This is a genomic window from Bacillus sp. BB51/4 (assembly GCF_008368845.1).
GTDB classification, from domain to species: Bacteria; Bacillota; Bacilli; order Bacillales; family Bacillaceae_G; genus Bacillus_A; species Bacillus_A wiedmannii.
Genome location: NZ_QOSC01000006.1, coordinates 164447 through 189831, shown reverse-complemented (window position 1 = coordinate 189831; position 25385 = coordinate 164447). Strand labels below are relative to the sequence as shown.

Annotated in this window: 22 protein-coding genes, 2 pseudogenes and 1 riboswitch; of the genes and pseudogenes, 14 read left to right on the top strand and 10 right to left on the bottom strand. The window is 35.2% G+C overall.

Features of this window, described 5'->3' with window-relative positions; all coding sequences use genetic code 11:
- Positions 1-176: 176 nt before the first annotated feature.
- Positions 177-542 (bottom strand): DUF3221 domain-containing protein, encoded by a 366-nt coding sequence (locus DN392_RS07005; RefSeq protein ID WP_001124850.1) that lies wholly within the window; start codon positions 540-542, stop codon positions 177-179.
- A 358-nt stretch (positions 543-900) separates the two neighbouring features.
- Between DN392_RS07005 and DN392_RS07000 the strand changes: the two genes are divergently transcribed.
- The 3 genes from DN392_RS07000 to DN392_RS06990 are packed head-to-tail and all read left to right on the top strand — an operon-like array spanning position 901 to position 3110.
- Entirely contained in the window at positions 901-1434 is a 534-nt protein-coding gene (locus DN392_RS07000; protein WP_149237970.1) for a sigma-70 family RNA polymerase sigma factor, read from the top strand.
- A gap of 4 nt (positions 1435-1438) precedes the next feature.
- On the top strand, positions 1439-1846 hold the full coding sequence (locus DN392_RS06995) for a PadR family transcriptional regulator (RefSeq protein ID WP_149237969.1): 408 nt from the start codon (positions 1439-1441) through the stop codon (positions 1844-1846).
- Between the two features lie 7 nt (positions 1847-1853).
- On the top strand, positions 1854-3110 hold the full coding sequence (locus DN392_RS06990) for an FtsW/RodA/SpoVE family cell cycle protein (protein WP_001034642.1): 1257 nt from the start codon (positions 1854-1856) through the stop codon (positions 3108-3110).
- An 85-nt stretch (positions 3111-3195) separates the two neighbouring features.
- Here the strand turns inward: DN392_RS06990 and DN392_RS06985 are convergent.
- From DN392_RS06985 to DN392_RS06970, 4 genes and pseudogenes are all read right to left on the bottom strand, one after another.
- Positions 3196-3759: pseudogene (locus DN392_RS06985) on the bottom strand (hypothetical protein).
- Between the two features lie 84 nt (positions 3760-3843).
- Positions 3844-6180: an RNA polymerase recycling motor HelD gene (gene helD, locus DN392_RS06980; RefSeq protein WP_149237968.1), complete on the bottom strand. Its 2337-nt coding sequence runs from the start codon at positions 6178-6180 to the stop codon at positions 3844-3846.
- Positions 6181-6638: 458 nt separating this feature from the next.
- A complete protein-coding gene (gene prsA, locus DN392_RS06975) occupies positions 6639-7502 on the bottom strand; it encodes a peptidylprolyl isomerase PrsA (protein WP_064056313.1) in 864 nt (287 codons plus the stop codon).
- Between the two features lie 424 nt (positions 7503-7926).
- Positions 7927-8121, bottom strand: a complete 195-nt coding sequence (locus DN392_RS06970) for a hypothetical protein (RefSeq protein ID WP_000172691.1) — start codon at positions 8119-8121, stop codon at positions 7927-7929.
- 117 nt (positions 8122-8238) lie between these two features.
- Here DN392_RS06970 and DN392_RS06965 point away from each other — a divergent pair, with 117 nt between their 5' ends.
- Complete coding sequence (locus DN392_RS06965) at positions 8239-8574, top strand: DUF1878 family protein (RefSeq protein WP_064056312.1); 336 nt, start codon at positions 8239-8241, stop codon at positions 8572-8574.
- Positions 8575-8579: 5 nt separating this feature from the next.
- Here the strand turns inward: DN392_RS06965 and DN392_RS06960 are convergent, their stop codons facing one another.
- From DN392_RS06960 to DN392_RS06950, 3 genes are all read right to left on the bottom strand, one after another.
- Entirely contained in the window at positions 8580-9137 is a 558-nt protein-coding gene (locus tag DN392_RS06960) for an HTH-type transcriptional regulator Hpr (protein ID WP_000834920.1), read from the bottom strand.
- 298 nt (positions 9138-9435) lie between these two features.
- Positions 9436-9798, bottom strand: a complete 363-nt coding sequence (locus DN392_RS06955) for a YtxH domain-containing protein (protein ID WP_088121566.1) — start codon at positions 9796-9798, stop codon at positions 9436-9438.
- 185 nt (positions 9799-9983) lie between these two features.
- Positions 9984-10418: an HIT family protein gene (locus DN392_RS06950; RefSeq protein ID WP_001016839.1), complete on the bottom strand. Its 435-nt coding sequence runs from the start codon at positions 10416-10418 to the stop codon at positions 9984-9986.
- Positions 10419-10978: 560 nt separating this feature from the next.
- Here DN392_RS06950 and ecsA point away from each other — a divergent pair.
- From ecsA to ecsC, 3 genes are read left to right on the top strand one after another with little or no spacing between them, the layout of a single operon-like run.
- On the top strand, positions 10979-11722 hold the full coding sequence (gene ecsA, locus DN392_RS06945; RefSeq protein ID WP_001292607.1) for an ABC transporter ATP-binding protein EcsA: 744 nt from the start codon (positions 10979-10981) through the stop codon (positions 11720-11722).
- On the top strand, positions 11715-12926 hold the full coding sequence (gene ecsB, locus DN392_RS06940; protein WP_001089119.1) for an ABC transporter permease EcsB: 1212 nt from the start codon (positions 11715-11717) through the stop codon (positions 12924-12926). The genes ecsA and ecsB overlap by 8 nt, the downstream gene beginning before the upstream one ends.
- A gap of 13 nt (positions 12927-12939) precedes the next feature.
- Positions 12940-13647, top strand: a complete 708-nt coding sequence (ecsC, locus tag DN392_RS06935; RefSeq protein ID WP_064056311.1) for an ecs operon protein EcsC — start codon at positions 12940-12942, stop codon at positions 13645-13647.
- A gap of 39 nt (positions 13648-13686) precedes the next feature.
- Here ecsC and DN392_RS06930 read toward each other — a convergent pair whose 3' ends face one another.
- Positions 13687-13848: a sporulation protein YjcZ gene (locus DN392_RS06930; protein WP_149238006.1), complete on the bottom strand. Its 162-nt coding sequence runs from the start codon at positions 13846-13848 to the stop codon at positions 13687-13689.
- 156 nt (positions 13849-14004) lie between these two features.
- Here DN392_RS06930 and DN392_RS06925 point away from each other — a divergent pair, with 156 nt between their 5' ends.
- The 5 genes and pseudogenes from DN392_RS06925 to DN392_RS06910 form a co-directional block, all read left to right on the top strand.
- Positions 14005-14586 carry a TetR/AcrR family transcriptional regulator gene (locus DN392_RS06925; RefSeq protein ID WP_000164863.1) on the top strand — a complete coding sequence of 194 codons (582 nt, stop codon included), beginning with the start codon at positions 14005-14007 and terminating at the stop codon, positions 14584-14586.
- 2 nt (positions 14587-14588) lie between these two features.
- Complete coding sequence (locus DN392_RS30270) at positions 14589-14756, top strand: hypothetical protein (RefSeq protein ID WP_000783815.1); 168 nt, start codon at positions 14589-14591, stop codon at positions 14754-14756.
- A gap of 79 nt (positions 14757-14835) precedes the next feature.
- Complete coding sequence (locus DN392_RS06920) at positions 14836-15312, top strand: PH domain-containing protein (protein ID WP_000371356.1); 477 nt, start codon at positions 14836-14838, stop codon at positions 15310-15312.
- Positions 15305-16744 carry a PH domain-containing protein gene (locus tag DN392_RS06915; RefSeq protein ID WP_000278229.1) on the top strand — a complete coding sequence of 480 codons (1440 nt, stop codon included), beginning with the start codon at positions 15305-15307 and terminating at the stop codon, positions 16742-16744. The genes DN392_RS06920 and DN392_RS06915 overlap by 8 nt, the downstream gene beginning before the upstream one ends.
- Before the next feature lie 22 nt (positions 16745-16766).
- Positions 16767-16910 (top strand): annotated as a pseudogene (locus DN392_RS06910) (CPCC family cysteine-rich protein); the annotation flags it as partial.
- Between the two features lie 73 nt (positions 16911-16983).
- Here DN392_RS06910 and DN392_RS06905 read toward each other — a convergent pair.
- On the bottom strand, positions 16984-17259 hold the full coding sequence (locus tag DN392_RS06905) for a hypothetical protein (RefSeq protein ID WP_239661039.1): 276 nt from the start codon (positions 17257-17259) through the stop codon (positions 16984-16986).
- Between the two features lie 439 nt (positions 17260-17698).
- Between DN392_RS06905 and DN392_RS06900 the strand changes: the two genes are divergently transcribed.
- Entirely contained in the window at positions 17699-18235 is a 537-nt protein-coding gene (locus tag DN392_RS06900) for a TetR/AcrR family transcriptional regulator (protein ID WP_064471029.1), read from the top strand.
- Positions 18236-18406: 171 nt separating this feature from the next.
- Positions 18407-18499, top strand: a riboswitch (cyclic di-GMP riboswitch).
- Positions 18500-18558: 59 nt separating this feature from the next.
- A complete protein-coding gene (locus DN392_RS06895; protein WP_149237967.1) occupies positions 18559-24987 on the top strand; it encodes a SpaA isopeptide-forming pilin-related protein in 6429 nt (2142 codons plus the stop codon).
- Positions 24988-25385: the final 398 nt, after the last annotated feature.

Genomic DNA, 25385 nt, shown 5'->3' with positions numbered 1-25385 from the left:
GGCAAAATCCTTATTGCAAAATGAAAGAGCGCCTTGTGAGGAAGACGCTTTTTAGGTGAATGTAGTGTAATGACTATTCGGTTTATTATATGTAATTTGCTGAGGGAATGATTTCGCAAAAAATATTATTTTAAAAAGGGAGTTGTAATTGATGAAATCGAGAGTTCCTAAGGTTGCTATTCATTAGGTATTTTTTCAATCGTAGCATCATTTGCAATTGGAGGTGTAGATTTAGTCGTTGCGCCGAAAGATATAACGAGTTTATCCCCCAATTGATAATTCCTATTTTTTTCGATAGGAAGTTTTAATAGTTTATTTGGAATAAATTTCATTGCTTCCACCTCGGAGTAGGAAAGTGCTTCCTTTTTTGTAGGGGTATCTGCAACGAGTATGTATACAGTGTCAATTGAAATAACATATCCTGTGAAAGTCTCCGTTTTTAGAGAAGCAGTACTAGTTTGGTTGGGAGAATCTAGTGCTACTGTGCATCCGCAAGCTAATGTTAGGGTGGTTAGTAAAGTTATGATTTTTTTCTTTGGCATTATTAGTTTTGGCCTCCGTATAGTATATGTTTTGTATTATTATATTCGAATGTCTAGATAAATGAAATTATACCATGAGAAAGTGGATTTAAGTTAGAGATATAGTATAAGTACGATTAAAAATATTATTTGGAAGTGAAAATGAGCTTGAACTTTAGATGGAGATGGAGTAGTACTTATAAATAAGTGGCTGCCTCCTATGCAGAGTTTAAAGGGCTACATGGATTTTATGAAATCAAGAGTACTTGAAATAAAGGTTAAACAAAACGGTACGGACATTACCATCTGTATTTTTTTATAAATTTATAAAACTTTTCCATACAGTACGTCGTCTAATATATGGGAAGGAGGAAATGCTGTGGATGAATTAACGATAGAAGCGTTTGAAATAGAAGATAAGGAACTCCTTATTGATGAAATTATGAACAAGTATGGACAAGAAGTCCTGCAGCTTGTGTATTCATATGTGAACAATAAAGAGGTTGCGGAGGATGTAACGCAAGATATATTTGTGAAATGCTATAAATCTCTTCATACATATAAAGGGAATTCGAATGTAAAAACGTGGTTATGGAGAATTGCGATTAATCAATGTAAGGACTATATAAAAAGTTGGTATAACAAAAAGGTGATCGTGACAGAGGATGAATCTGCTTATATGGGGGTTCAAAATGATAGTGTCGAACAAACTGTCATTCAAAATGCGGAGGACCGTGAGCTCGCTTCTGCGGTAATGAATTTACCGATAAAATACCGAGAAGTCATTTATCTATTTTATTATGAAGAATTATCAATTAAAGAGATTGCTACGGTAATAGAAGTGAAGGAAAATACGATAAAAACGAGATTGAAAAAAGCGAAGGAGCTTTTGAAGAAAGGATTGGAGGAATAATCAAATGGAAGATCGATTAAAAGGCCTGCGAAAATCAATGGAGAATACAACGTTTCAACATTTGAGTTTTTCTGATCAGCATCGAAAGCGGGTGCGTGAAAAAATCAATCAATCGTCCGAAAAGGAAGAAGATATCCTTTTAGCAGTGTTGCAACTTCTTATGAATGAAAAAACAGGTTATGAATTGATGCAGTTACTGCGTGGGAGAGGGATTCAAAAATTCGAAGGTGATGAAGGGTCTCTATACACTTTATTACATCGTCTAGAACAGAATCGCTTTATCCAATCAAGCTGGGATCACGCGGGAGCTAAATATTATCAATTAAATGATAAAGGAAGAAAGATGCTGCGAAAGGCAGAAAAAAATGCTACGAAGGCACAATTTATATTAAAAGGCTTAGTACAGGAGTGAGGCGAAATTGAATAAAAAAGGGGAACGTTTTGTAAGCGAAGTTACGAATCATATTAAATCAAAAGAAGCAAAGGGCTTTGTAGCAACTGAACTAGATTTTCACTTAAAACAGGCAAAGAACACATGGGTAGAAAAAGGATTAAGTGAGGAAATTGCTGAAAATAAAGCTGTAGAACAAATGGGAAGTCCGATTAAACTAGGGCAAGAACTTAATAAACTGCATAAGCCAAAGGTGGATTGGTTTTTACTTATTTTATTAGTGGCTGCTATGGGGTTAGGGTTTTTGCCAATAATCGCTCTTGGGCATACAAACGATTTACTAATGAACAAATTAATTTCTGTTATTCTCGGCATTGCAACAGCTGTTGGGATCATGCTACTTGATTATCGGAAGTTAGAGAGGCTCGGGTGGCTGTTTTATACAATCGGTGTACTTATCTTGTTAATGATAAAATGTTTTCCGACTGGTTACGTGATTGGGGAAGCAATAATAAAAATTGGCCCCATCAAAATTGACTGTTTAATGACGATACCATTCTTCTTTCTAGCTTGGGCTTCTTTTTTCAATAATAGTAGGTTAAAGTTTATGCATCTTCTTATGTTGTACGTATTTTCTTTATATCTATTTTCAACTATATCAATTCTTTTACCAATTTTCATCTATATTACGATGGTATTCGTTATGCTTTGGTGGAGTAAGCTAGGAAAGAAAACGGCATGGCTTATTACAATATTACCAGTTTTACCCTTTATTATTAGGGATCTATTTTCTTGGTCTGCCGTAAAAGAATACCGGATAGCTAGAATTTTAGGATTTATAAACCCAGCGCATGATCAATGGGATTTACGTTTACAAGAGGCGATGTCTTCAGCAGGCTGGTTTGGTACATATGGAAATATAAAGTCTATCCCTGCTGCCCATACTGATTTTGTATTCGCGAGTTTGACTTACTATTATGGATATGTGCTTGCGCTAGTTCTTGTCCTGATTCTTTCTCTTTTTGCAGTAAGAATAATGAACATAGCTTATAAAATAAATGATGGTTATGGTAAATTGCTTCTCGTTGGCGGAGTGACTCTTTTTGTAGTTCATTTCATTTATAACGTTGGCATGATTTTAGGATTATTACCGCGTACTTCTATATCATTACCTTTTATTAGCTACGGATTGATACCAACTTTATTTCATGCATTTATAATGGGGATTGTGCTGAGTGTATATCGACGTAAAGATATGCCGTTTAGAATGAGAAAAACACCTTGATGCTAAAAGAATTCATTATTATGATCAAGTACAAACGTAAATAGATAGTAGGAGAGGGTTATCATAAATAACCCTCTTTTCGTGTTTAAATAAGTACACTCTCTTTAATAGAAATACATAATTCAGAACGAGATATCGATTCAGTTAGTTGTTGTAAATAAGCGTATTCTTCCACATTTTTTTCGGAAGTGCTAGGATCTAATAAAGGTGAAGATAGAAGTACATCAATTGTAAGTATGTCTGCATCATGAGAAGTGATGTGATAACCTGCAAATACTGGGCGTTTTAAGTCTTTTACTTTTTGAATCATCTTATGGAATTTCGTAACACTTATATGGATTGTGGCTAATGGAAAGCATTTTTCGGTAGGATTGTCGATAGTCTTTCTAATTTTATAATCGTATACGTAATAGTACTTTTATTGTTCTTCTAGTTTTTGTAACTCTTTCGTTAATAGATGATATGTATCTGTAATACCAGTTGTGAGTGCATTGTGTTCTGCGCCAACTAATAATGTGAAAGGTCTTGGTGATGAGATTGCGAGAGGGCGGACGTTTAGGTCGGTAAAAGTAGGATTAGATTGTAAAATGGTATGTAATTTTTCGGTAGGAAATACGCCGTCATAAATAGCAATAAAATAATGGTTCATCTTGTCACTCCTTAGCTTTTTCTAAACTGATATATTCTACTTTTAAGGTGTAAATCCTGCATAAAAAAGAAACACCTTGAATCATCAAGGTGTTTTCGTTATAAGCTCAAAACTCTCCGAATTAGCCCCAAGTATAAAAGGACTAACCTCACCAACGCTATATAGCTGTAATTCATGCATCGCACGCGTACAAGCAGTGTAGAACAATCTGCGTAGACTTTCATCACTATACACATCTTGAGAAGCATCGTAAATAATAACAGCATCAAATTCGATACCCTTCGCTAAGTAAGCAGGGATCACGACGATGCCTTGCTCATACTCGGCTGAGCTACTCTTCACGAGTTTAATATTCTCGATATGATTAAGTGCTTCGTAAGCAGCGGCACTTTCAGCTGCAGATTTACAGATAATTGCGATCGTATTGTGCTGTTGTTTTTGTAGTTCAGCAACTTTGGCAGTAATATGTTCGTGCAGTTCGCTATCATTCGATACTTTCGTCACTGTAGGTTTTTCGCCGTCACGTTCAAAGGCGTGAATGTCCTTTCCTTCCGGTACGAGAGCACGTGTAAATTCAATAATCGGTTTTGTTGAGCGGTAGCTACGAGTTAAGTTGATACCGTTCGTTTCATCTGGTCCGTATAAGCTAGTAAGTGTATTGAAATTCACTGCTTCACTCGCATGGGCAAATATCGCTTGGTTAAAGTCCCCGAGTACAGTCATTTTTGCGGCAGGGAAGAGACGTTTTAAAAACTCGAACTGAAACGGCGAATAATCTTGCGCTTCGTCTACGAGTACGTGTTTAATCGATCTATTCGTTTGGAAGCCTTCAATTAATTCTTTTAAAAGTAAAAATGGAGTCGCATCTTCGTAATATAGCTTTCCTTCATCTAACATGTTTACCGTTAATGAGCAAATGTCATCCCATTCTTTCGGTTTTTCTCCAGTAACCCATGATGCATCTGTGAAGAGTTGTTTATATATGCCTGTGAAATTGATAAAGCGCAATGTTTGAACACCTTTACGAAGTGGCTTCAATTTTTTACGGACAATCATACGTCCAAGTACTTTCGTTTCTTTCTCAAAATCATGAAAGGAGTTGTCGTCAAACTCGCCCTTTTTCTGCAAGTATTTATAAGCCTTTTGATATTCATCTTTACTAAGTAGTTCAATTTCTTCTTCTACCCAAGGCTTTTTCAGTTCTGTTTTTTCAATTGCATCTATTTGTTTATTTAGCCAATCTGTTAACTTTTCAATTCGATTATGGAAGCGGAGGGAGGAGTCAGTGTTGTAAAATTGTTCTGTAATTTCTTTAGCAGAAGCAATTAACTTTCCTCTAAATTTCATTCCTCTAAATAGCATGCCTGAAGATTCAAGAGATTGTCTGTACGCTCGAATCATCTCGAAAAATTGAGTAGATGCTTTAAATCGAATGCTCGCATTTCTCGTTTTATAGGTAGGGCTATTCGTTTCAGTTAACATATATTCTAATTGTTCATAAGGATCTTCTACGTCAAATGCTTTACTTAGTCTATGGTTTAAATATTCTTGGAATGTCACTTGCTGCATATTTTCTTCACCGAGTTCAGGTAGTACGTTAGAAACGTAGCTATTGAACATAGAGTTAGGGGAGAAGAGAATGATTTGATCCGCTTTTAGCCATTCGCGATATTTATATAGTAAGTAGGCGATTCGTTGCAAGGCAGCTGACGTTTTACCACTACCAGCAGCTCCTTGCACGATAAGGAGTCGGCCTTCATCGTGACGAATAATTTCATTTTGCTCGCGCTGAATCGTAGCAACGATACTTTGCATATGTTTGTTTGTGCCTTTTCCGAGCGCTTGTTGCAGAATTTCATCGCCAATTGTAAGACTCGTATCGAACATAGAATCAATCTCGCCATTTTGAATAATGTATTGTAATTTTTTCTCCACATTACCGTGAATTACGCCACCTGGTGTACTGTATTCAGCTGGTCCTGGTGGATAATCGTAGTACACACTCGAAATAGGTGCGCGCCAGTCATATATAAGAAAGTTTTCTCCGCTTGCATCAGTAAGTGTAGCCACGCCGATATAAATTTGATCCGCAGCAGATTCTCCTTCTTCTTTGAAATCAATTCGCCCAAAGTAAGGTGCTTTATGCATGCGTCTTAATGCGGCAAGTCGATTAAAGGTGTGCTTATGGGTAATTTGTGTGACAGCTAGTGACTGAGCTTGTTGTCTTAAGTTGATAACTGTTTCAAGGTAATCATCAAAAGTATCAGTATTCACTTTCACATCATCCCAAAAGTGTTTACGAATATGGATTACTTCTGCCCGGCGTCTCCCAGTTTCGTTTTCCAGTTTATCAATTTGCTCCGTAATCGTTTCAATTACGGTATCCAATCGTTTTTGCTCTAAATCAAGTTTTTTGTTCATACGTAAGCACTCCTTTAAAAGTGAAAAATAGAGGTTGACTGAAGATGTGTTTTGGTGTAAAATTAAGATACGGATAAATACGTTCTGTATATTTTCGAAAACGTGTTTCTGTACTAATTTACCATAGTTTTTTAATTTAATCAATGATAATAAGATAAACCTTGGTTCCGTGTGGCGGAATCGAGGTTTTTTGTTTTTCTTGAAGAGGGGATCGCGATCATTGTCAGTTTTTGTCGGTAAGTCGATATATTTTGAAAATCGCTGATATAATTGGAGTTGCGCTGATATATTTCGAAAATCGCCGATATAATTAGAGTTGCGGTCGATATAATTGAAAAATCGCCGATATAATTTAGATTCACGAAAACCAACTACATAATTTCATTTACCGAATCCGAATGCAATGTATCGAGAGAAGAGGGCAAACAAAAAAGCTCGGGATTAGCCCGAGCTTTTCATTATTTCTTTTCGTCTTTCTTAGCGTCAGCTTTTTGCTCTTTGAAAAGATCTTTCAAATCTTTATCGTCAACTTTTACGTCAGCTTTTTTGATTTCTTTCATCATAAGATCGTTCATGAATTCGCCGTCTTGTGCTTTCTTCGCAACTAACTCTTTTTTCAGGTCAGCTTTTGATTGCTCAAATGATTTTTCTGGTTCTTTAATGTCTGTTACTTTAATGATGTGGTAACCGAATTGTGTTTTTACAGGTTCGCTTACTTCATCTTTTTTCAGTTTATAAGCAGCATCTTCGAATTCTTTAACCATTTTACCATGTCCGAAGAATCCTAAGTCGCCACCTTTTTCTTTTGAACCAGTATCTTCAGAGTATTGTTTCGCTAACTCTTCGAAAGATTTACCTTGTCCAAGTTCTTCTTTCACCTTTTTAGCAGTCGCTTCATCTTTTACAAGAATGTGGCTTGCTTTAATTTCAGGCTTGTAGTTTTCTTTTAATTCTTTATCAGTGATTGTTTTTTCAATTGCTTTTTCTTGAGCTAGAGAGGCACGGATAGTATTTTTAAATGTTTCTTCTTTCATGCCTTGTTGTTTTAATAGTGTATCGAATTGATCACCAACTTGTTTTTTCGTTTCATCGAACTTTTTGTCTACTTCTTTGTCATCAACGTTGTAGTTTTTGGTAAGTACTTTTTCCATAACCATACCTTGTAAGACTTGGCTACCAGCTTTTTGCTTCATTTCATTGTAGAAATCGTCTTTCGTGATGTCACCAGCTTTAGATGTAACGATTTTGTCTGATGATGATGTTCCACATGCTGATAATGCGATTACACTTGTTGCGGCTAAGGCAAGCATAGCTTTCTTCATTCAATAAACACTCCTACTATTATGTATTTTTAATTTATCCTACACCAATGAATTTTAGTTCATAAGAGCCCGATTAAGTCTCACTGATACTTTTGCTTTGTATATTGGTAAAGCGCGCTTAACAGGGCTTACCGAGGCTGAGGATAAAGTTAAGATGCGTGTCATTTATTTCATAGTATAAGCAATATGTACAAAATTTAATATATCATATTTCGACTCAATTTCATATTGATAAAGAAAAATTAACCAGTGCGTGTCAGATTTTGAAGGTGTTCCATATTGGGCGCATGCCGCATATACAGAAAAGAGGAGGGGATGGGGATGAATTCTCAACTTATTTTATTACTTGTACTGTTTATTTTATTGGTTATAGTAGGTATAATTTGCTTATAGAGGAAAAAAGTGAGGAAGGGGCTTTCCTTCCTCACTTTCCATGAAATATAATTTCTATATAACTAGAAATTAATAAAATTGTTATACATACATTAATAACCCGAAAGACACTGGGTTGGCGGCTCGCAGCTATTTGTTTTCGTTCACACAGTGTATGTGTCATGAAATTCGTGTAAAATATAACAAGAAGTGCGAATGCGACAAAAACAACTGTTATAAGTGTCATGAGGCGAGACCTCCTTTTGGTAAAATACATATACTTTATATATTGTATCATACGATATTTTGTTCGTGTTATAAAATTCAGAAATAGAAGACTTTGTGTTAGAAAGAGAGGGAGAAAATGGACGTTGTTAGAAGATTAGAACAAGCTGAATACTACGTAGACCTACTATTTAAAATGATTGATGAAGAAAAGTGTCCATTTTATTCTTTGATCATAAAGAAAAAAGCCCGTAAAAAAGATATTGAACATATACTACATCTTTGTGAAATACTGAACGAGCAATATGTAGTGGAGAAAGCAGAAGGACTTCTTTTGTTCGATGCGCTGTTAGATCAATTTGAAAAAGCGCTTCCACATCAGCTCGAAGTACACGAAACTGCGGAAGCGCTAGCAAAACAAGGTTTATTTAAGCCGCTTATGAATGAATTCTTAAGCATGATTGCGAAAAAATAAATAGATTACTTCTTAACTAACTTCTGATCGGATTCCGTAAAATTCTCCTCAATATTCTCTAATGATTTCTCAAAAATATCGATGAAGTCTTGTCCGTAAATGTTGCGCAAGATAGCGATAAGTTCGATATTTTCTGGGAACTTACCATAGAAATTACGAAGTGCAAGAGCCCCATTAAATACAGAGTTATTTTCAGGATCATACTCCTCCATTAAGCGAAGTAGTAATTCTTCCCCTTTGTCTGTAATCTCAATGTACGTATTTCGTTTATCATCTTCTTTTTTTGAGAATACAAGATAGCCGCGTTCTTCCAGCTTTTTCGAGAAGTTAAACGCCGTTGATACGTGCATAACTCCAAACTTAGCAATCTCAGAAATAGAAGCCCCTTTTAAATGATAAGCGATTGATAAAATATGATGCTCATTAATGTTTAAATCGTAAGGCTTAATCCACTGTTGCCAATCTTTCTCTACACATTTCCATAACGCTTTCGATAATTGAGCAATGCGTTGGCTGAAAATCATCGCTTCTTTTACCGAGTAATCTTTTTCTCCACTTTTCATTTACTCACCCACTTTAACATTCTTTTTCATTACTATCTATTATGCCAGTAAAGTAAAAATTAATAAAGTCTTTTTGTGAGAATTGTGAAAATTTTTCGGAAAAATGACATTCTATACAAATCATGCATAACTATGGAAGCGTTTTATGAGTCGTGAATACATGTGTTGTCCTTACATGTTAAGTGATAACATATATTGTAAATGCATAAAAACACGGCATATCTGTGTGATATGCCGTGTTAAGGTCGATTTATATAAAAAATATTTGTTATATGCAAAAAACTAAGCAGGAATTTGTTTACGCTTTTTCCGGAACAGCTTCTTGTAGTTTCTCAATTGATTTTTGAATGTCCAAAATTTCTTGCTCAATATGTCGTTTGTTTTGAGAAATATCTTGCTTCCAGTTAGAAAGCGTGTCTTGCATATCTTCTTTTAATTCTTGAAACACTTCTTTACCTTCTGAAGCAGTTTCAACGATTTGACGTTTTAATAATTTTGTATCAGCTGTAATATCAGCTAAAGTCTTTTTAATATCAGTTCCTTTTTCTTTTAGCTTACCGCGCATAGTTTTACCAGAAGAAGGAGTAGAGAAAAGAACGGCTAATCCAGCAACTGCTCCGCCGCAAATGACACCTGTAATAAAGGATTTAGCTTTTGACATAAAAGGAAACCTCCTTATTTTTTGTTCGTATTCATGATGTGAAAAAATATGCATATCTTTAAGACAAGGGAAAGAAAAGTGTGCAATGCACATTCCCCGAGATCTTGAATGGAGAAACAAGCCGTGCAATATGTAATGACTTTAGGAAAGTGGCTTGTTATGTATTACTTCTTATTATAGTGTCACTATTCCACACTATTTGCAATTGTACTTGCGATGTTTTGTAAATTTTCCATTGTGTATTCATTTTGATGTGATTTCCAAACAGCACCGAAACCATCGTTTTCACCGTAGCGTGGAATTAAATGAAGGTGGAAGTGGAACACAGTTTGTCCAGCTTTTTCACCGTTATTGTTAAGTAGGTTAAAGCCAACTGGATTAAACTCTGCTTTAATCGCATTTGCGATTTTCGGAACGACAGAAAAAATGTGTGATGCGATTTCTGGCGTTAACGCAAAAATGTCTTGTTTGTGAACTTTTGGAATAACAAGAGTATGTCCTTTTGTTACTTGACTAATATCTAAAAATGCAAGCACATGTTCATCTTCGTATACTTTTGAGCAAGGGATTTGCCCATCAATAATTTTACAAAAAATACAATTGTCCGCTGTATGGTTCATTGATCTCATCCTTTCAAGTAGCCTTAGCCGTATTTTACCATAATTATATAAGAGAACAAACACGAAAAACAGGAAGCTGACTCAGCTTCCTGTTTTCTGAAGAGGGATTGAAAAAGCATTATCGTAATTTACGTTTCGCAGACACCTCATTTATTTAAGAAATGCACGGTAAATCGGCTAAAGTTTCTGCCGTAGACACCCCATTTTCAAGTGAAATGAATTGCAATCTTTATAAAAGGAAATTGTTTATTTTTTAAAACAGTATATGCTCTTTCGGAGACACCCCGTTTCGAAAATGAAACAAATGATCTGGTTATGTGTAAATTTCTTTGTCCAACATGGACACCCCATTTCATGATGACTTCACTATGTTGTTGTACTCATCAATTGGTGGTTGCTTTTTCAATGTGTTCCTTCTTCACTAATTATGATGTCCGCTTTCGTAAAAATATATGCTAACAAATTTAAATTTTTTTTTGAGGGCATCGATACTATGTAGTACAGCGCTATTTTTGGTAAGATGAATATAGAATGAATACTAATGAAGAAAGTGGTGTCGTATGAGCGAGTTATTGCGTGTAGAAAATGTTACAGGAGGATATACGAAACGACCTGTACTAAAAGATGTTTCGTTCTCTGTGAATAAAGGCGAACTTGTCGGCTTAATCGGTTTAAATGGAGCCGGGAAGAGTACGACAATTAAACATATTATCGGTTTAATGGAACCGAAAAAAGGAACTGTCACAATTAACGGGAAAACAATTCGTGATGATATGACAGCGTACCGTTCTAGTTTTTCGTTCATCCCAGAAACACCAGTATTATATGACGAGCTAACGCTAGAAGAACATTTGAAATTAACAGCGATGGCGTACGGTGTCGATGAACAACAATATGAAGAACGTGTAGGACAACTATTACAAGAATTTCGCATGAAAAATCGTTTAAAATGGTTTCCATCTCATTTCTCAAAAGGGATGAAACAAAAAGTAATGATTATGAGTGCGTTTTTAGTGGAACCATCTCTTTACATTGTGGACGAACCGTTCGTTGGGCTGGATCCGTTAGCGATTCAATCACTCCTTCAAATGATGGATCAAATGAAAAAGAGCGGCGCGGGCATTTTAATGAGTACACATATTTTAGCGACGGCAGAGCGTTATTGTGATTCGTTCATTATTTTGCATCAAGGCGAAGTAAGAGCGAAGGGAACATTATCTGAGCTGCAATCACAGTTTAATATGCCAGGTGCAACGCTAGATGATATTTATATTGCATTAACGAAGGAAGAAGATTATGAATAGCACAGCATTATGGAAAGAACGATTTCGTCACTTTCTAAAAGAAGTTCGTACATATAGTAAATACGTATTTAATGATCATTTGAAATTTATTTTTGTATTTATCATCGGCGCAGGAGCGTATTATTACCAGCAGTGGTTACAAACGTTAACACCGTCGTTTCCGACAGCACTTGTTATGGCAGTGCTGCTTGGACTCGTATTAACGGCCGGATCCATTCAAACGTTATTAAAAGAAGCAGATCTCGTTTACTTACTGCCAGTTGAACAAAAGTTAAAACCGTACTTTACAAAGGCATTTCTCTTTACGTTTATGATTCAGTTATACATAATCGCAATTGTAGCGGCAGCGCTTGCCCCGTTATACTTCCAACAAATGAAGCAAACAGGAGCGGCTTACATATGGATTGTACTCGCGTTTGTCATTGTAAAAGCGTGGAACTTATTCGTTGCATGGGAAAAATCATTTTTAACAGACCAAAATATACAAAGAGCTGATTGGTTCATTCGTTTTATTTTAAACGGTTTATTTGTGTACTTCCTTGTAGAGCGTACTTCCGTTATTTTTGTTGGCGGAATCGTCCTTCTCATGGTGTTATACCTTGTAGTACTGCATCAAATGGTGAAGGGAAAGCCGCTAAACTGGGAGTACTTAATTTCTGAAGAAGGTAAGAAGATGATGCTGCTGTACCGCATCGCGAACATGTTCGTTGATGTACCAGCATTAAAAGAAAGAGTAGCACGTAGAAAATGGCTTGATTTCATTCTTTCGATGATTGGTGAGAAGCGTACATATTTATACTTATATACGAGAACGTTTTTACGATCTGGTAACTATTTCGGTTTATATATGCGTTTGCTCGCTCTTGGAGGAGTTATTCTTTACTTTATTCCGTTTTTATATGGACGATTTATCGTAAGCCTTATTTTCCTATACTTAATCGGTTATCAGCTATTAACTTTATGGAAGCATCACCGCATGAAGATTTGGCTTGATTTGTATCCGGTAGGGGGAGAAGAGAAGAAGAAAGATTTTCTTGTCTTATTAAATGCGATCCTTATTACCGGCAGCGTTGTATTTACAGTTATATTCGCCCTTGCGACGAAAGATTTCATGATGACGGGAATTTTACTAGTCGTAAGCATAGTATTTAGTATCGGTTTCGTTTATCAATACGGGGCGAAACGTATTGAGCGTTTAAATTGAAGGGAATGAACCTATGATTACATACGAAGAGAAGGTTATAAAAGAATTGGAGCAGTGGAAAGCTACATTCATGAAAGATTCTTCTATGATGACACGGTTCTCTAAGAAAGTGCAGACGAAAGTGCAACAGCTTATTCCGGTGAAAGTGCAAAAAGTATTAACGGAAACGATTCGGATGATGGTGCAAACGATTAGTGCTGGATCAAACTTTATAAAGCCGAAATTAAAAGAGACGAACTGGTCATTGCAAAGAAGAGACGACGAAGTACGTAAAAAAATGGATGAGTACAAAAAAATAGCAGCGGCAGAAGGAGCAGGGACGGGAGCTGGCGGTATTCTCCTTGGCCTTGCTGATTTTCCGCTTTTACTCGGCATTAAAATTAAATTTTTATTCGATGCCGCAACATTGTACGGATTTGATACAAGTAACAAAGAAGAGCGCCTTTTTATCCTTCACGTTTTTCAACTTGCCTTTTCAAGTGACGATCACCGAAAAGAAATATGGAAAGCAATCGAAACGTGGGATACAGAAGAAGAAAATCATATGGACTGGGAAAAGTTCCAAACAGAGTACCGAGACTATATCGATTTAGCAAAAATGCTTCAGCTCGTACCAATAATCGGTGCCCCGGTCGGCGCATATGCGAACTATCAATTACTGCAAAGGCTCGGAGAAGTGACGATGAATTGTTATCGTATGCGAATACTTAATAGAAATTAGAAAGAAAGCATCCTACATGTGTAATGTAGGATGCTTTTTTTAGAAGTTAATGCCGTTATAGCCAACTCCGACTACAATCAATACGATAAAGAGCACAATGAGTACTATATACCCACTACTAACGCTCTTACCGTCTTGTCCAGCTTCACCGCCACCAGTGCCACCACTACCACCACTACCGCCTTTACCGCCAAGTCCCATAGGAATATCCTCCTTATTGTTATATGTTGCTTTTACTTTATACTTTTCTTTATTTACCAATAAATTCCTCCTGGAGCGCTAACTAACTTGCAAATCATTTCGTTTCATTTTATAATTTACTTACCGACCGGTAAGTAAAAATAAGTGAGGTACAGTATGACAAAGAATTTACAAACATCGCAAAACATTGTAGAGGCATCATTTAAACTCATGGCAGAGCACGGCATTGAGAAAATGAGCCTTTCCATGATCGCGAAAGAGGTAGGTATTTCAAAACCGGCTATTTATTATCATTTTTCTTCTAAAGAAGCGTTAGTTGATTTTTTATTTGAAGAAATTTTTTCTGGGTATCATTTCGTGAGTTATTTCAATAAAGAACAATATACGAAAGAAAACTTTGCAGAAAAATTAATTGCCGATGGTTTACATATGCTCTCTGAGTATGAAGGCCAAGAAGGAATATTACGTGTTATAAATGAATTCATCGTAACTGCGGCGCGAAATGAAAAGTATCAGAAACGCTTATTTGAAATACAAGAAGATTTCTTAAATGGTTTCCACGATTTATTGAAGAAAGGTGTAGAACTTGACGTTGTGTCACAACATGCAACGGAAGAAAATGCTCATACGTTAGCGCTCGTAATCGATAATATGAGTAATTACATGCTGATGGGATTCCAGTTAAAGTATAAAGAAATTTGGATTCAAAATGTGAAAAACGTAATGAAGGAGGAATAAAAGTGAAAATGCAAAAAAACTGGTGGCTCGGTTTTCTTGGGTTCATTGGAGTGTATAAAATTCCAGGCATGATAGAAGCTTTTCAAGCGGATGGAAGTTGGATGAAGCTAATCGGTTTCATTTGGCTACTGTGGTTCGGATATTTTATTCCCGAGAAGAAAGAAGATTGAATTTCAATTCCCTGTAAAGTTATGTAAAATATAATTTGAGAGTATTCATATATTAGATTACTAGATTTGGAGTGGTTACATGGATCCATTGAAGAATGAAATTCACCCTGACATGGTCAAGGTGTGGAAAGTTCGTGCTGTCATTGAAGAAGGGATTGGTATCCTCGTTATTTTAGCTTACCTTTTCCTCATGATAAAGTTTGATTGGTGGGCGTGGATTTTGTATGTGATGATTGGGCTAACAGTTGCGTTCGCACCATTTTCGTACTTCTTATTCCCGAAACTACGTCAACGTTATTACAGTTATCAATTAAATGAAGAAGAGCTTGAAATTCAGCACGGTCTTTTCGTCGTAAAGCGCGTATTAGTGCCGATGATTCGTGTACAACACGTGACGATTGAACAAGGGCCGATTATGAGAAAATATGGCTTAGCAGAATTACACATTTCAACGGCGGCAACTTCTCACAGCATCCCAGGCTTAACGATGTATGAAGCGGAAATGTTGAAAACGAAAATCGCAGAATTAGCGAAAGTGAGTGATGAGGATGTATAAGAGGCAGCATCCCATTACGATGTTATTAGAATTAAAAATAACAGACTTTATACCACTCATTATTTTCATGTTTAGCTTAAACGGAAAATTCCCGTTTTGGTATTTAATTCCCGCTGGATTCGGTTTACTCACCGTTTTTTCAGCGTTTGAAAAATGGTACTACACAACATATTGGGTTGAAAATAACGTATTACATGTGAAACAAGGGCTCTTTGTGAAGAAGGAGAGCTATTTAAATAAAGAACGTGTTCAAACGATTAACACAAGTTCTAACGTGTTATATCAAATGCTCGGTTTAAAGAAAATTCAGATTGAAACAGCTGGCGGAGGCGATGATGCAGAAGTTAGCTTAGCTGGTATTACAGTAGAAGAGGCAACAGAGCTTATTGCAATGCTAAATGAGCCAACTCCAGAAGTGAAAGCAGAAGATACATCAGAAAAAGTAGTCGAAAAAGAAATCGTTACAGAAGAAAAACAAGCGACAGAATACAAATTAACTTGGAAAGAAATTTTATTAGCATCTGTTACATCTGGTCAGTTTGGACTATTATTCTCATTAATCTTTTTCGTGTACCACCAAGTAGATGAGTACATTCCAAAATGGATAGAGAATGGCGTAAAGTCGTATGTAATGGAACATGATATATATGGCTGGATTTTCATGGTAGCCATTTTGATCGTCCTTTCGTGGATTATATCGACAATCGGTTATGCGCTAAAACATGGAGATTTCACAGTGAATCGAAGGAATGACGAAGTCCGCATTTCGCAAGGTTTGCTTGAAAAGAAAGAGCTTGTACTAAAATTGCACCGTATTCAAGGTATTACGATAAAAGAAAGTATTTTGCGTCAGCCATTCGGTTATTGTGCTGTACAAGTAGAAGTGATTCAAAGTAAAGGACTGGGGGACGAGAAAGAAAAAGTTACGTTGCATCCTATCATTCGAAAAGATCGCGTACAACAGTTACTCGCACATTTACAACTACCATATGAACTGAATAAAAACATTATTTCACTACCAAAAGCAGCATTACGCCGCTATCTCATTGATAGTTTTATATTCTTCGCTATGCTAGCAATCCCGCTTACTGGAATAAGTATATACTTTGAAAAGTATTACATCATGTGGGCATTAATTCCGCTAGCAATCCTCATCTTTACACTTGGATACGCAACATTTAAAACAAATGGTTACAGTGTAAACGGAGAGCAAATTACGCTTGTATATCGCAGCGTCGGCAAATATACAGGGCTTGTTAGAAGAAGGCACGTCCAATCAATGGAAAAGACACAATCATATTTCCAGCGCCGAGCGGATTTATGTACGTATAAGTTCTCTAACGCATCATCCAATTATAAACTAGAGCATACGAGAGTAGCAGATGCGGAGAGAATGCAGGATTGGTATAAGAAGAGATTAAGTGAGGATTAAATAGAATGGCTCGTCTTTTACGGAAGACGGGGCGAATGAAGTCTCGTTAAGACAAGCACAGAAAAATTTCATTGCATTTGGTGCTTGCGAGGAATGTTTTGTGAAATCAGTTAGAAAGCCGACTAGTGAAGATGTGAAGGATGCTAGTTGGAAACAAATTTGTTAAATAGCTTAAAATAAAAATGTTATTACTCAATGTAACAGGAGTAATAACATTTTTTTATGTAGTGAATAAAGAATTAACGCCGTCTTACAAGATAAAACAGTAAAGATGATACAGTAATAGGAAGGCCAGTATCCAGAAAAGCTTCTAAATAAAAGGATAAAAAATCTCTGTCGTTAAACCACATAAAGAATAAATGATTGTAAGAAATACCTAACAATATAAATAAAGGAATTCCGATCTTTAATTCGTGACTTCTTTTTATTTTTCTATAACAAAATTCACCAAATAAACAACCGATAAGAAAAGGGATGCTTCCAAGAATTGAAAACATAATAATAGATACCCAAATCGGTCCCCAGGAGTCAGCATAATTTGGAACTAGTGTATACTATAAAACGTTCACAATGATAGAAAAAACCAGTAAGCATATTAAATAACTAATAGAGAATTTTTCCAATGGAATCAGCCTTATAAAATTCCACTTTATTTTTATGAAAATATAAACCTCTTTAAATTATAGATTAGATATATAAGGATAATCAATTTTTATACATTTCGTGTTTATGGATATATTTTCAATGAATATAAAAGTATAGATGTATAGTCAACTTTCGGTATTTAATGTTATCATATTGAATGATATGGAAATTTTTAATAGAAGAAGCAATGAACAATTCAAAGGCAATGAAGCTTTTGTTGTATAAAGAAAATATTTATTATTACTCAGCGATATTAAAAATAAGGTACGTATTTATATAAATTTAGTAGAAATGGGGTTTTAAAAAGGAATGAGTACAAGTATCACACGGCAAAAGATTTTAGAAGCCGCTTCTCAAATTGTGCAATGTAAAGGGGTTGCTAAGTTAACTTTAGAAGCGGTAGCAAAAGAGGCGGGGATAAGTAAAGGTGGATTGTTGTATCACTTTTCAAATAAAGAAGCTTTAATAGAGGGCATGATACTCAAAGGGACGGAGGAGTATCAAGACGCTATTCACAATAAAGTAGCGGAAGACTTAGAGAAGAAAGGAAGGTGGGTACGTTCTTTTGTAGAGGAAAGATTAAGTAATGAGAGAAGAGTAGAAGAGCTGGGTAGTAGTATGATGGCAGCATTAATGCTAAAACCTGAATTACTTGAACCGTTACAACAATCATTTCAGCAACTGCAACATAAAATAGAAAATGATGAGATAGATTCAGTTTGTGCCACAATTATTAGATTAGCGGCAGATGGATTATGGTATTCGGAATATTTAGGGGTTGGAAGACTAAGCCCCGAATTAAGAGAGAAAGTGATTCAAGCTCTTATTTTTAATTCATATAAATAGAATATACGAACTATATAATGTAAAATAATTCACCATTGCTTATTTAATGCACTGGTGAATTATTTTTTTTATTAGAAAAATAGAACAATTTCATAGAGTATTGAATTATAACCGTCCAGACGGTATAGTAATATTTGGTTTAAGAGGAAAATGAAACAAAAAAAGAATAAAAAATATTTTTAGCACACTATTCGAAAGGATAGGCCGCAAAGCTTAGAGTCTACGGTAATACATATTGGTTACTAAGATCGTCTGGTTGCACATTTTTGATGCAACCGGACGGTCTTTTTTTGTTATATAAATATAAAAAATAGGAGGGAATTATGCAAATGAAAAGTACTAAAAGGTATATTTCGATGGTTTCATTAGTTTTTCTGGTATTATTTTCAGTGCTAAATGTGTGGGCTCCAGTTATTCAAGCCGCTGTGATAAAAAATCCAGTGGACGAGATTAATATCTCCCGTACTGATGGTACAACGTCTGAACCATATCAAGCCTCAGATGGCATGAAAGTAGAAGTGAAGTGGTCAGCTAAAGAAAAAATAAAAAGTGGAGATCAATTCACAATTGATATGCCAAAAGAATTCAGAAAAGATCTTATGAATATGAGTTTTCCTTTAAAAGATGCTGAAGGAAAAACAGTTGGTACATGTGAGATGAAAAAGGGTCTATTGACATGTACTATGGGTGATTACGTAGAAGGAAAGAATAACATTAAAGGTTCTTTATTCGTAGAATTCTACTTTGGGCTAGAAGCATATGATGGTGTCAAAGAAATTCCATTAGAATTTAACGTTGATGGTCAAATCGTTAATAAAGAAGTAAGTGTAAATAATACGACAGAGAGACCGAAGCCACATCCCAATACAGATAATCTATTGAAATGGGGTTCTTATAATCAAGAAGATCCGTCCATTGCTGATTGGCTTGTATATGTAAATGCAACTGGAACAGAAATGCAAGATCTTAAATTAACAGACACATTAGGACCTGGGCATGAATTAATTACAGATAGCTTAGTATTAGAAGAGGCTGTATTTGAAGATGGCTATGCACCAACAAATGTTAAGCCAGCAGATTTATCTAAAATTAAAATTAATGCAACGAAAACTGGATTTACAATTGAATTTCCAGACAGTTCAAAAGGTTATATTTTAAGATATAAAACAAAGATTACTAATCCTGCTGCAAAGCCTCATAAAAATACAGTGAAATTAGAAGGTAAAAATATTGTAACTGAAGAAAAAGTTGGAGAAGTATTTGTAAGTGGTGGGGGAGGAACCGGTTCAGGTGACGATAATCCACCTAGCATTGAAAAAAATATAGTTGATGAGAATGATAAGCTTGTAGAGAATCAGCAGTTAACACAAATGGATCAAGCTATTCAATACCAAGTTGGTACACATATACCGAAAAATCCGTCTAATTATACGTCAATGGTAATTAGTGATGATTTAGAGGATGTTTTAGAAGTATTAGAGGCAAAAGTATATGATCAAAATGGTCAAGATATTACTTCTAAAGGAACGTTAAATATAGATAAACAAAAGAGTGAAGTAACATTTACGTTTGGTGAGAATTTTGACTATAAGTCATATGAAGACCAGGTAATTAACCTCAGCATTAAGGCGAAAATTAAAGCTAATGCAGATTTATCTTCTTACGTAGATAAGAAGATTCCTAATAAAGCGGAATTACATTTTGATGATAAAACATTAACATCGAAAGAAGTAACTGTTACGCCGCCTGAAGCTCCAAAAGAAGGTACAGTATCGATTCGTAAAATAGATGCTGAGAATCCGAACAAAGGGTTAAAAGGTGCTGAATTTGAAGTTCAAAATAGTGCAAATGAAGTTGTTGCAAAATTGATAACGGACGAAAACGGTTTTTCAGTACCTCAAACTTTAGCTCCTGGGACGTATAAAATTTATGAAACAGTAGCGCCAGAAGGATATCAAAAATTAACAATTCCAGTAGAGGTTACACTTCAAGCTGGTGAAACAAAAGCCATTGAAGTCAAAAATACTTTGCAAAAGGGTCAAATTGAATTAAAGAAAATTGATTCGGAAAATGGTGAAAAACCATTAGCAAATGCAGAGTTTGATATAGTAAAAGACGATGTAGTAGTTGAGCATATTATTACAGATAAAGATGGTAAGGCAATTTCTCAACCGTTAGCGCCAGGAAAATATATTTTAAAAGAAACGAAAGCGCCTGAAGGATACCAATTAAAAGAAACAGAATTCGAAGTAAATGTAACAGGGGACGGCATATTCCCAATAACAGTAGAAAATGCAATGACAGATAAAGGTAATGTAGAAATTACAAAGGTGGACAAAGAAAACGGTTCAGCATTAGCGGATGTCGAATTTGAAGTCCAAAATGAGAAAGGTGAAGTAGTAAGAAAAGTAACGACGGATAAAGAAGGAAAGGCAAACGTTTCAGATCTTTCAGTAGGAAAGTACAAATTAGTAGAGACGAAAAGCTTACCAGGTTACAAGAAACTAACAGAGCCAGTATCGTTTGAAATTACAAAAGGTATGACGAAAGTCCTATCATTAAAAGTAGAGAATGAACAGTTAGAAAACGGTTCAGTAGAAATTACAAAAGTGGATAAAGATAGCCAGAAAGCATTAAAAGGCGTAGTTTTCGAAGTACGAGATGAAAAAGATAAAGTAGTCAAAGAGGTAACAACAGATAAAGAAGGAAAAGCAACCGTTTCAGATTTATCAGTAGGAAAGTACAAATTAGTAGAGACGAAAAGCTTACCAGGTTATAAGAAACTAACAGATCCAGTATCATTTGAAATTACAAAAGGTATGACGAAAGTCCTATCATTAAAAGTAGAGAATGAACAGTTAGATAAAGGTTCAGTAGAAATCACAAAAGTAGATAAAGACAGCCAGAAAGCATTAAAAGGCGTAGTCTTCGAAGTACGAGATGAAAAAGATAAAGTAGTCAAAGAAGTAACAACAGATAAAGAAGGAAAAGCAACAATTGATGATTTATCAGTAGGAAAGTATAAATTAGTAGAAAAAGAAAGTTTACCAGGTTATAAGAAATTAATAGAGCCAGTATCGTTTGAAATTACAAAAGGCATGACCGAGGTCTTATCATTAAAAATAGAAAATGAAATGGTAGATACGGGGAATGTAGAAATAACAAAGATAGACAAAGATAATAAAGCACCGTTAGCGGGAGTAACGTTCGTTGTCCAAGATGAGAAAGGTAACGAAGTTAAAAAAGTAACGACAGATAAAGAAGGAAAAGCAAATGTTTCAGATTTATCAGTAGGAAAGTATGACTTAGTAGAGGTAGAAAGTTTACCTGGTTATAAAAAGTTAGAAAAACCAGTATCATTTGAAATTAAAAAAGGCATGACCGAAGTCCTATCATTAAAAGTAGAAAATGAAATGGTGGATACAGGGAATGTCGAGATAACAAAAATAGATAAAGATAGTAAAGCACCATTAGAAAATGTTGTATTTGAAGTACGTGATTCAAAAGGAAAAGTAGTTGCGAAAGTAAAAACGGATAAAGAAGGAAAAGCAAACGTTTCAGATTTATCTATTGGAAAGTATGAGTTGGTAGAAGTAGAAACACCGGCAGGATACAAACCACTAGAAAAGCCAATTTCATTCGAAATTGAAAAGGGTAGAGTTACAGCATTACAATTGACTGTAGAAAATGAATTAGTGGATGTAGGAAATGTAGAAATTACAAAAGTAGACAAAGAAACGAAAGATGCTTTAGCTGATGCAGTATTTGAGATTCAAGATGCAGCAGGACAAGTAGTCGCTAAAATAACGACAGATAAAAAAGGACACGCACAAGTTACTAATTTAGCAGTTGGAACATACAAGTTAGTAGAAGTAAAAGCACCAAAAGGATATAAGCAATTAGTAGATCCGATTACTTTCCAAATTGAAAAAGGCATGACAAAATCTCTTGCTTTAACAGTAGAAAACGAAATGTTAGACAAGGGAAATGTAGAAATCACAAAAGTAGATAAAGATAGTCAAAAAGCATTAGCAGGTGTAGTCTTCGAAGTACAAGACGAACAAGGCAAAGTAGTAACAGAAGTAACGACAGATAAAGAAGGAAAAGCAAAAATCTCAGACTTATCTGTAGGAAAGTACAAATTAGTAGAAAAAGAAAGCTTACCGGGTTACAAAAAATTAACAGAGCCAGTATCATTCGAAATCAAAAAAGGTATGACGAAAGTTTTATCATTGAAAGTAGAGAACGAACTGTTGGATAAAGGTTCAGTAGAGATTACAAAAGTAGACAAAGAAAGTGGCGCAGTATTAGCGGGCGTAACATTCGAAGTGCAAGATGAAAAAGGCAAAGTAGTAACAAAAGTAACGACAGATAAAGAAGGAAAAGCAAAAATTGCTGATTTATCAGTAGGAAAATATAAGCTAGTAGAGGTAGAAAGCTTACCAGGATATAAAAAACTAGCGAAGCCAGTATCATTCGAAATCAAAAAAGGTATGACAGAAGTTTTACCACTAAAAGTAGAGAATGAACTAGTAGATAAAGGTTCAGTAGAAATTACAAAAGTAGATAAAGATAGTCAAAAAGTATTAGAAGGCGTAGTCTTTGAAATCCAAGATGAAGCAGGCAAAGTAGTAACAAAAGTAACAACAGATAAAGAAGGAAAAGCGAAAATTTCAGATCTATCTGTAGGGAATTACAAACTAGTAGAAGTAGAAAGCTTACCAGGCTACAAAAAGCTAACAGAGCCAGTATCATTCGAAATCAAAAAAGGTATGACAGAAGTCTTATCATTAAAAGTAGAGAATGAACTAGTAGATAAAGGTTCAGTAGAAATTACAAAAGTAGATAAAGATAGTCAAAAAGTATTAGAAGGCGTAGTTTTCGAAGTACAAGATGAAAAAGGCAAAGTAGTAACAGAAGTAACGACAGATAAAAATGGTAAAGCAAAAATCTCAGACTTATCTGTAGGAAAGTACAAATTAGTAGAAAAAGAAAGCTTACCGGGTTACAAAAAATTAACAGAGCCAGTATCATTCGAAATCAAAAAAGGTATGACGAAAGTTTTATCATTGAAAGTAGAGAACGAACTGTTGGATAAAGGTTCAGTAGAGATTACAAAAGTAGACAAAGAAAGTGGCGCAGTATTAGCGGGCGTAACATTCGAAGTTCAAGACGACAAAGGCAAGGTAGTAACGAAAGTAACGACAGATAAAGCTGGAAAAGCAACAGTTGCAGATTTATCAGTAGGAAAGTACAAGCTAGTAGAAGTAGAGAGTTTACCAGGCTACAAAAAATTAGAAAAGCCTGTACCATTTGAAATTACAAAAGGTATGACAAAATCTTTAGCGTTCACTGTAGAAAATGAAATGGTAGATACGGGGAATGTAGAAATCACAAAAATAGATAAAGACAGTAAAGCACCATTAGAAAATGTTGTATTTGAAGTACGTGATTCAAAAGGAAAAGTAGTTGCGAAAGTAAAAACGGATAAAGAAGGAAAAGCAAACGTTTCAGATTTATCTATTGGAAAGTATGAGTTAGTAGAAGTAGAAACACCGGCAGGATACAAACCACTAGAAAAGCCAATTTCATTCGAAATTGAAAAGGGTAGAGTTACAGCATTACAATTGACTGTAGAAAATGAATTAGTGGATGTAGGAAATGTAGAAATTACAAAAGTAGACAAAGAAACGAAAGATGCTTTAGCTGATGCAGTATTTGAGATTCAAGATGCAGCAGGACAAGTAGTCGCTAAAATAACGACAGATAAAAAAGGACACGCACAAGTTACTAATTTATCAGTTGGCACATACAAGCTAGTAGAAGTAAAAGCACCAAAAGGATATAAGCAATTGGTAGATCCAATTACTTTCCAAATTGAAAAAGGTATGACGAAATCTCTTGCTTTAACAGTAGAAAATGAAATGTTAGACAAGGGAAATGTAGAAGTAACAAAAGTAGATAAAGATAGCCAAAAAGTATTAGAAGGCGTAGTCTTTGAAGTACAAGATGAGCAAGGAAAAGTAGTAACGAAAGTGACAACAGATAAAGAAGGAAAAGCGAAAGTTTCAGATCTATCAGTAGGAAAATACAAATTAGTAGAAACGGAGAGTTTACCAGGTTACAAAAAACTAACAGAACCAGTATCATTCGAAATCAAAAAAGGTCTGACAGAAGTTTTATTACTAAAAGTAGAGAATGAACAGTTAGACAAAGGTTCAGTAGAAATTACAAAAATGGCTGCTGAAAGTAAGAATGTATTATCAGGGGCAGTGTTTGAAGTTCATGACGAAAAAGGAAAAGTAGTAACGAAAGTAACAACAGATAAAGAAGGAAAAGCGAAAGTCTCAGACTTATCTGTAGGTCACTACACACTTGTAGAAGTAGAAGCACCAAAGGGTTATGAAAAATTAACTAATCCAATTCCATTTGAAATTACAAAAGGAATGATAAGTCCAGTTCAATTAGAAGTATTAAACAAATTGACTTCTTTAGCACCACCAGGCCCAGAGAAACCAGAAACGACGGATCCAGAAAAACCAGAAACAACGGATCCAGAAAAACCAGAAACAACGGATCCAGAAAAACCAGAAACAACGGATCCAGAGAAACCAGAAACAACGGATCCAGAGAAGCCTGAAAAAGAATTACCGAAGACAGGACAGAAAATGCCTGTGGAACCATATATGGGAGCACTTCTTATTATGATGAGTTTTGGATTGCTCGTATTAGGTAGAAAACAGCAGAGATAATAAAAATGAAAAGGTATCCTCAAAGTATTGGAGGATACCTTTTTTATTTGGCATAAAAAACATTTAGCAAAAGAACTCGATGCAAATAGAAACAAAAAGGAAGAAAAAGTTCGTCCTATTTTCTTAATATTGTTATATCAAAAACTATATATTTAATGTGAAAATAAAAGGTTAAAGGCCTTCGTAATGTTTGTTTGAGTACTTTAAGAAAGAGGGCTTTTTCCTAAAGTATTCAAAGGATGATAGTCCAATAGCAGGTGGGAGATGAAACTCGTTTTAGCACTGTATTAACACCTTAAAATGTAGATAGGGGAAAATAATGTAAAGAAACTATTGTATGTTTAAAAATCATATGTTACATTTGTGTTACAAAACAATTACAAAGTGTAACTTATGTT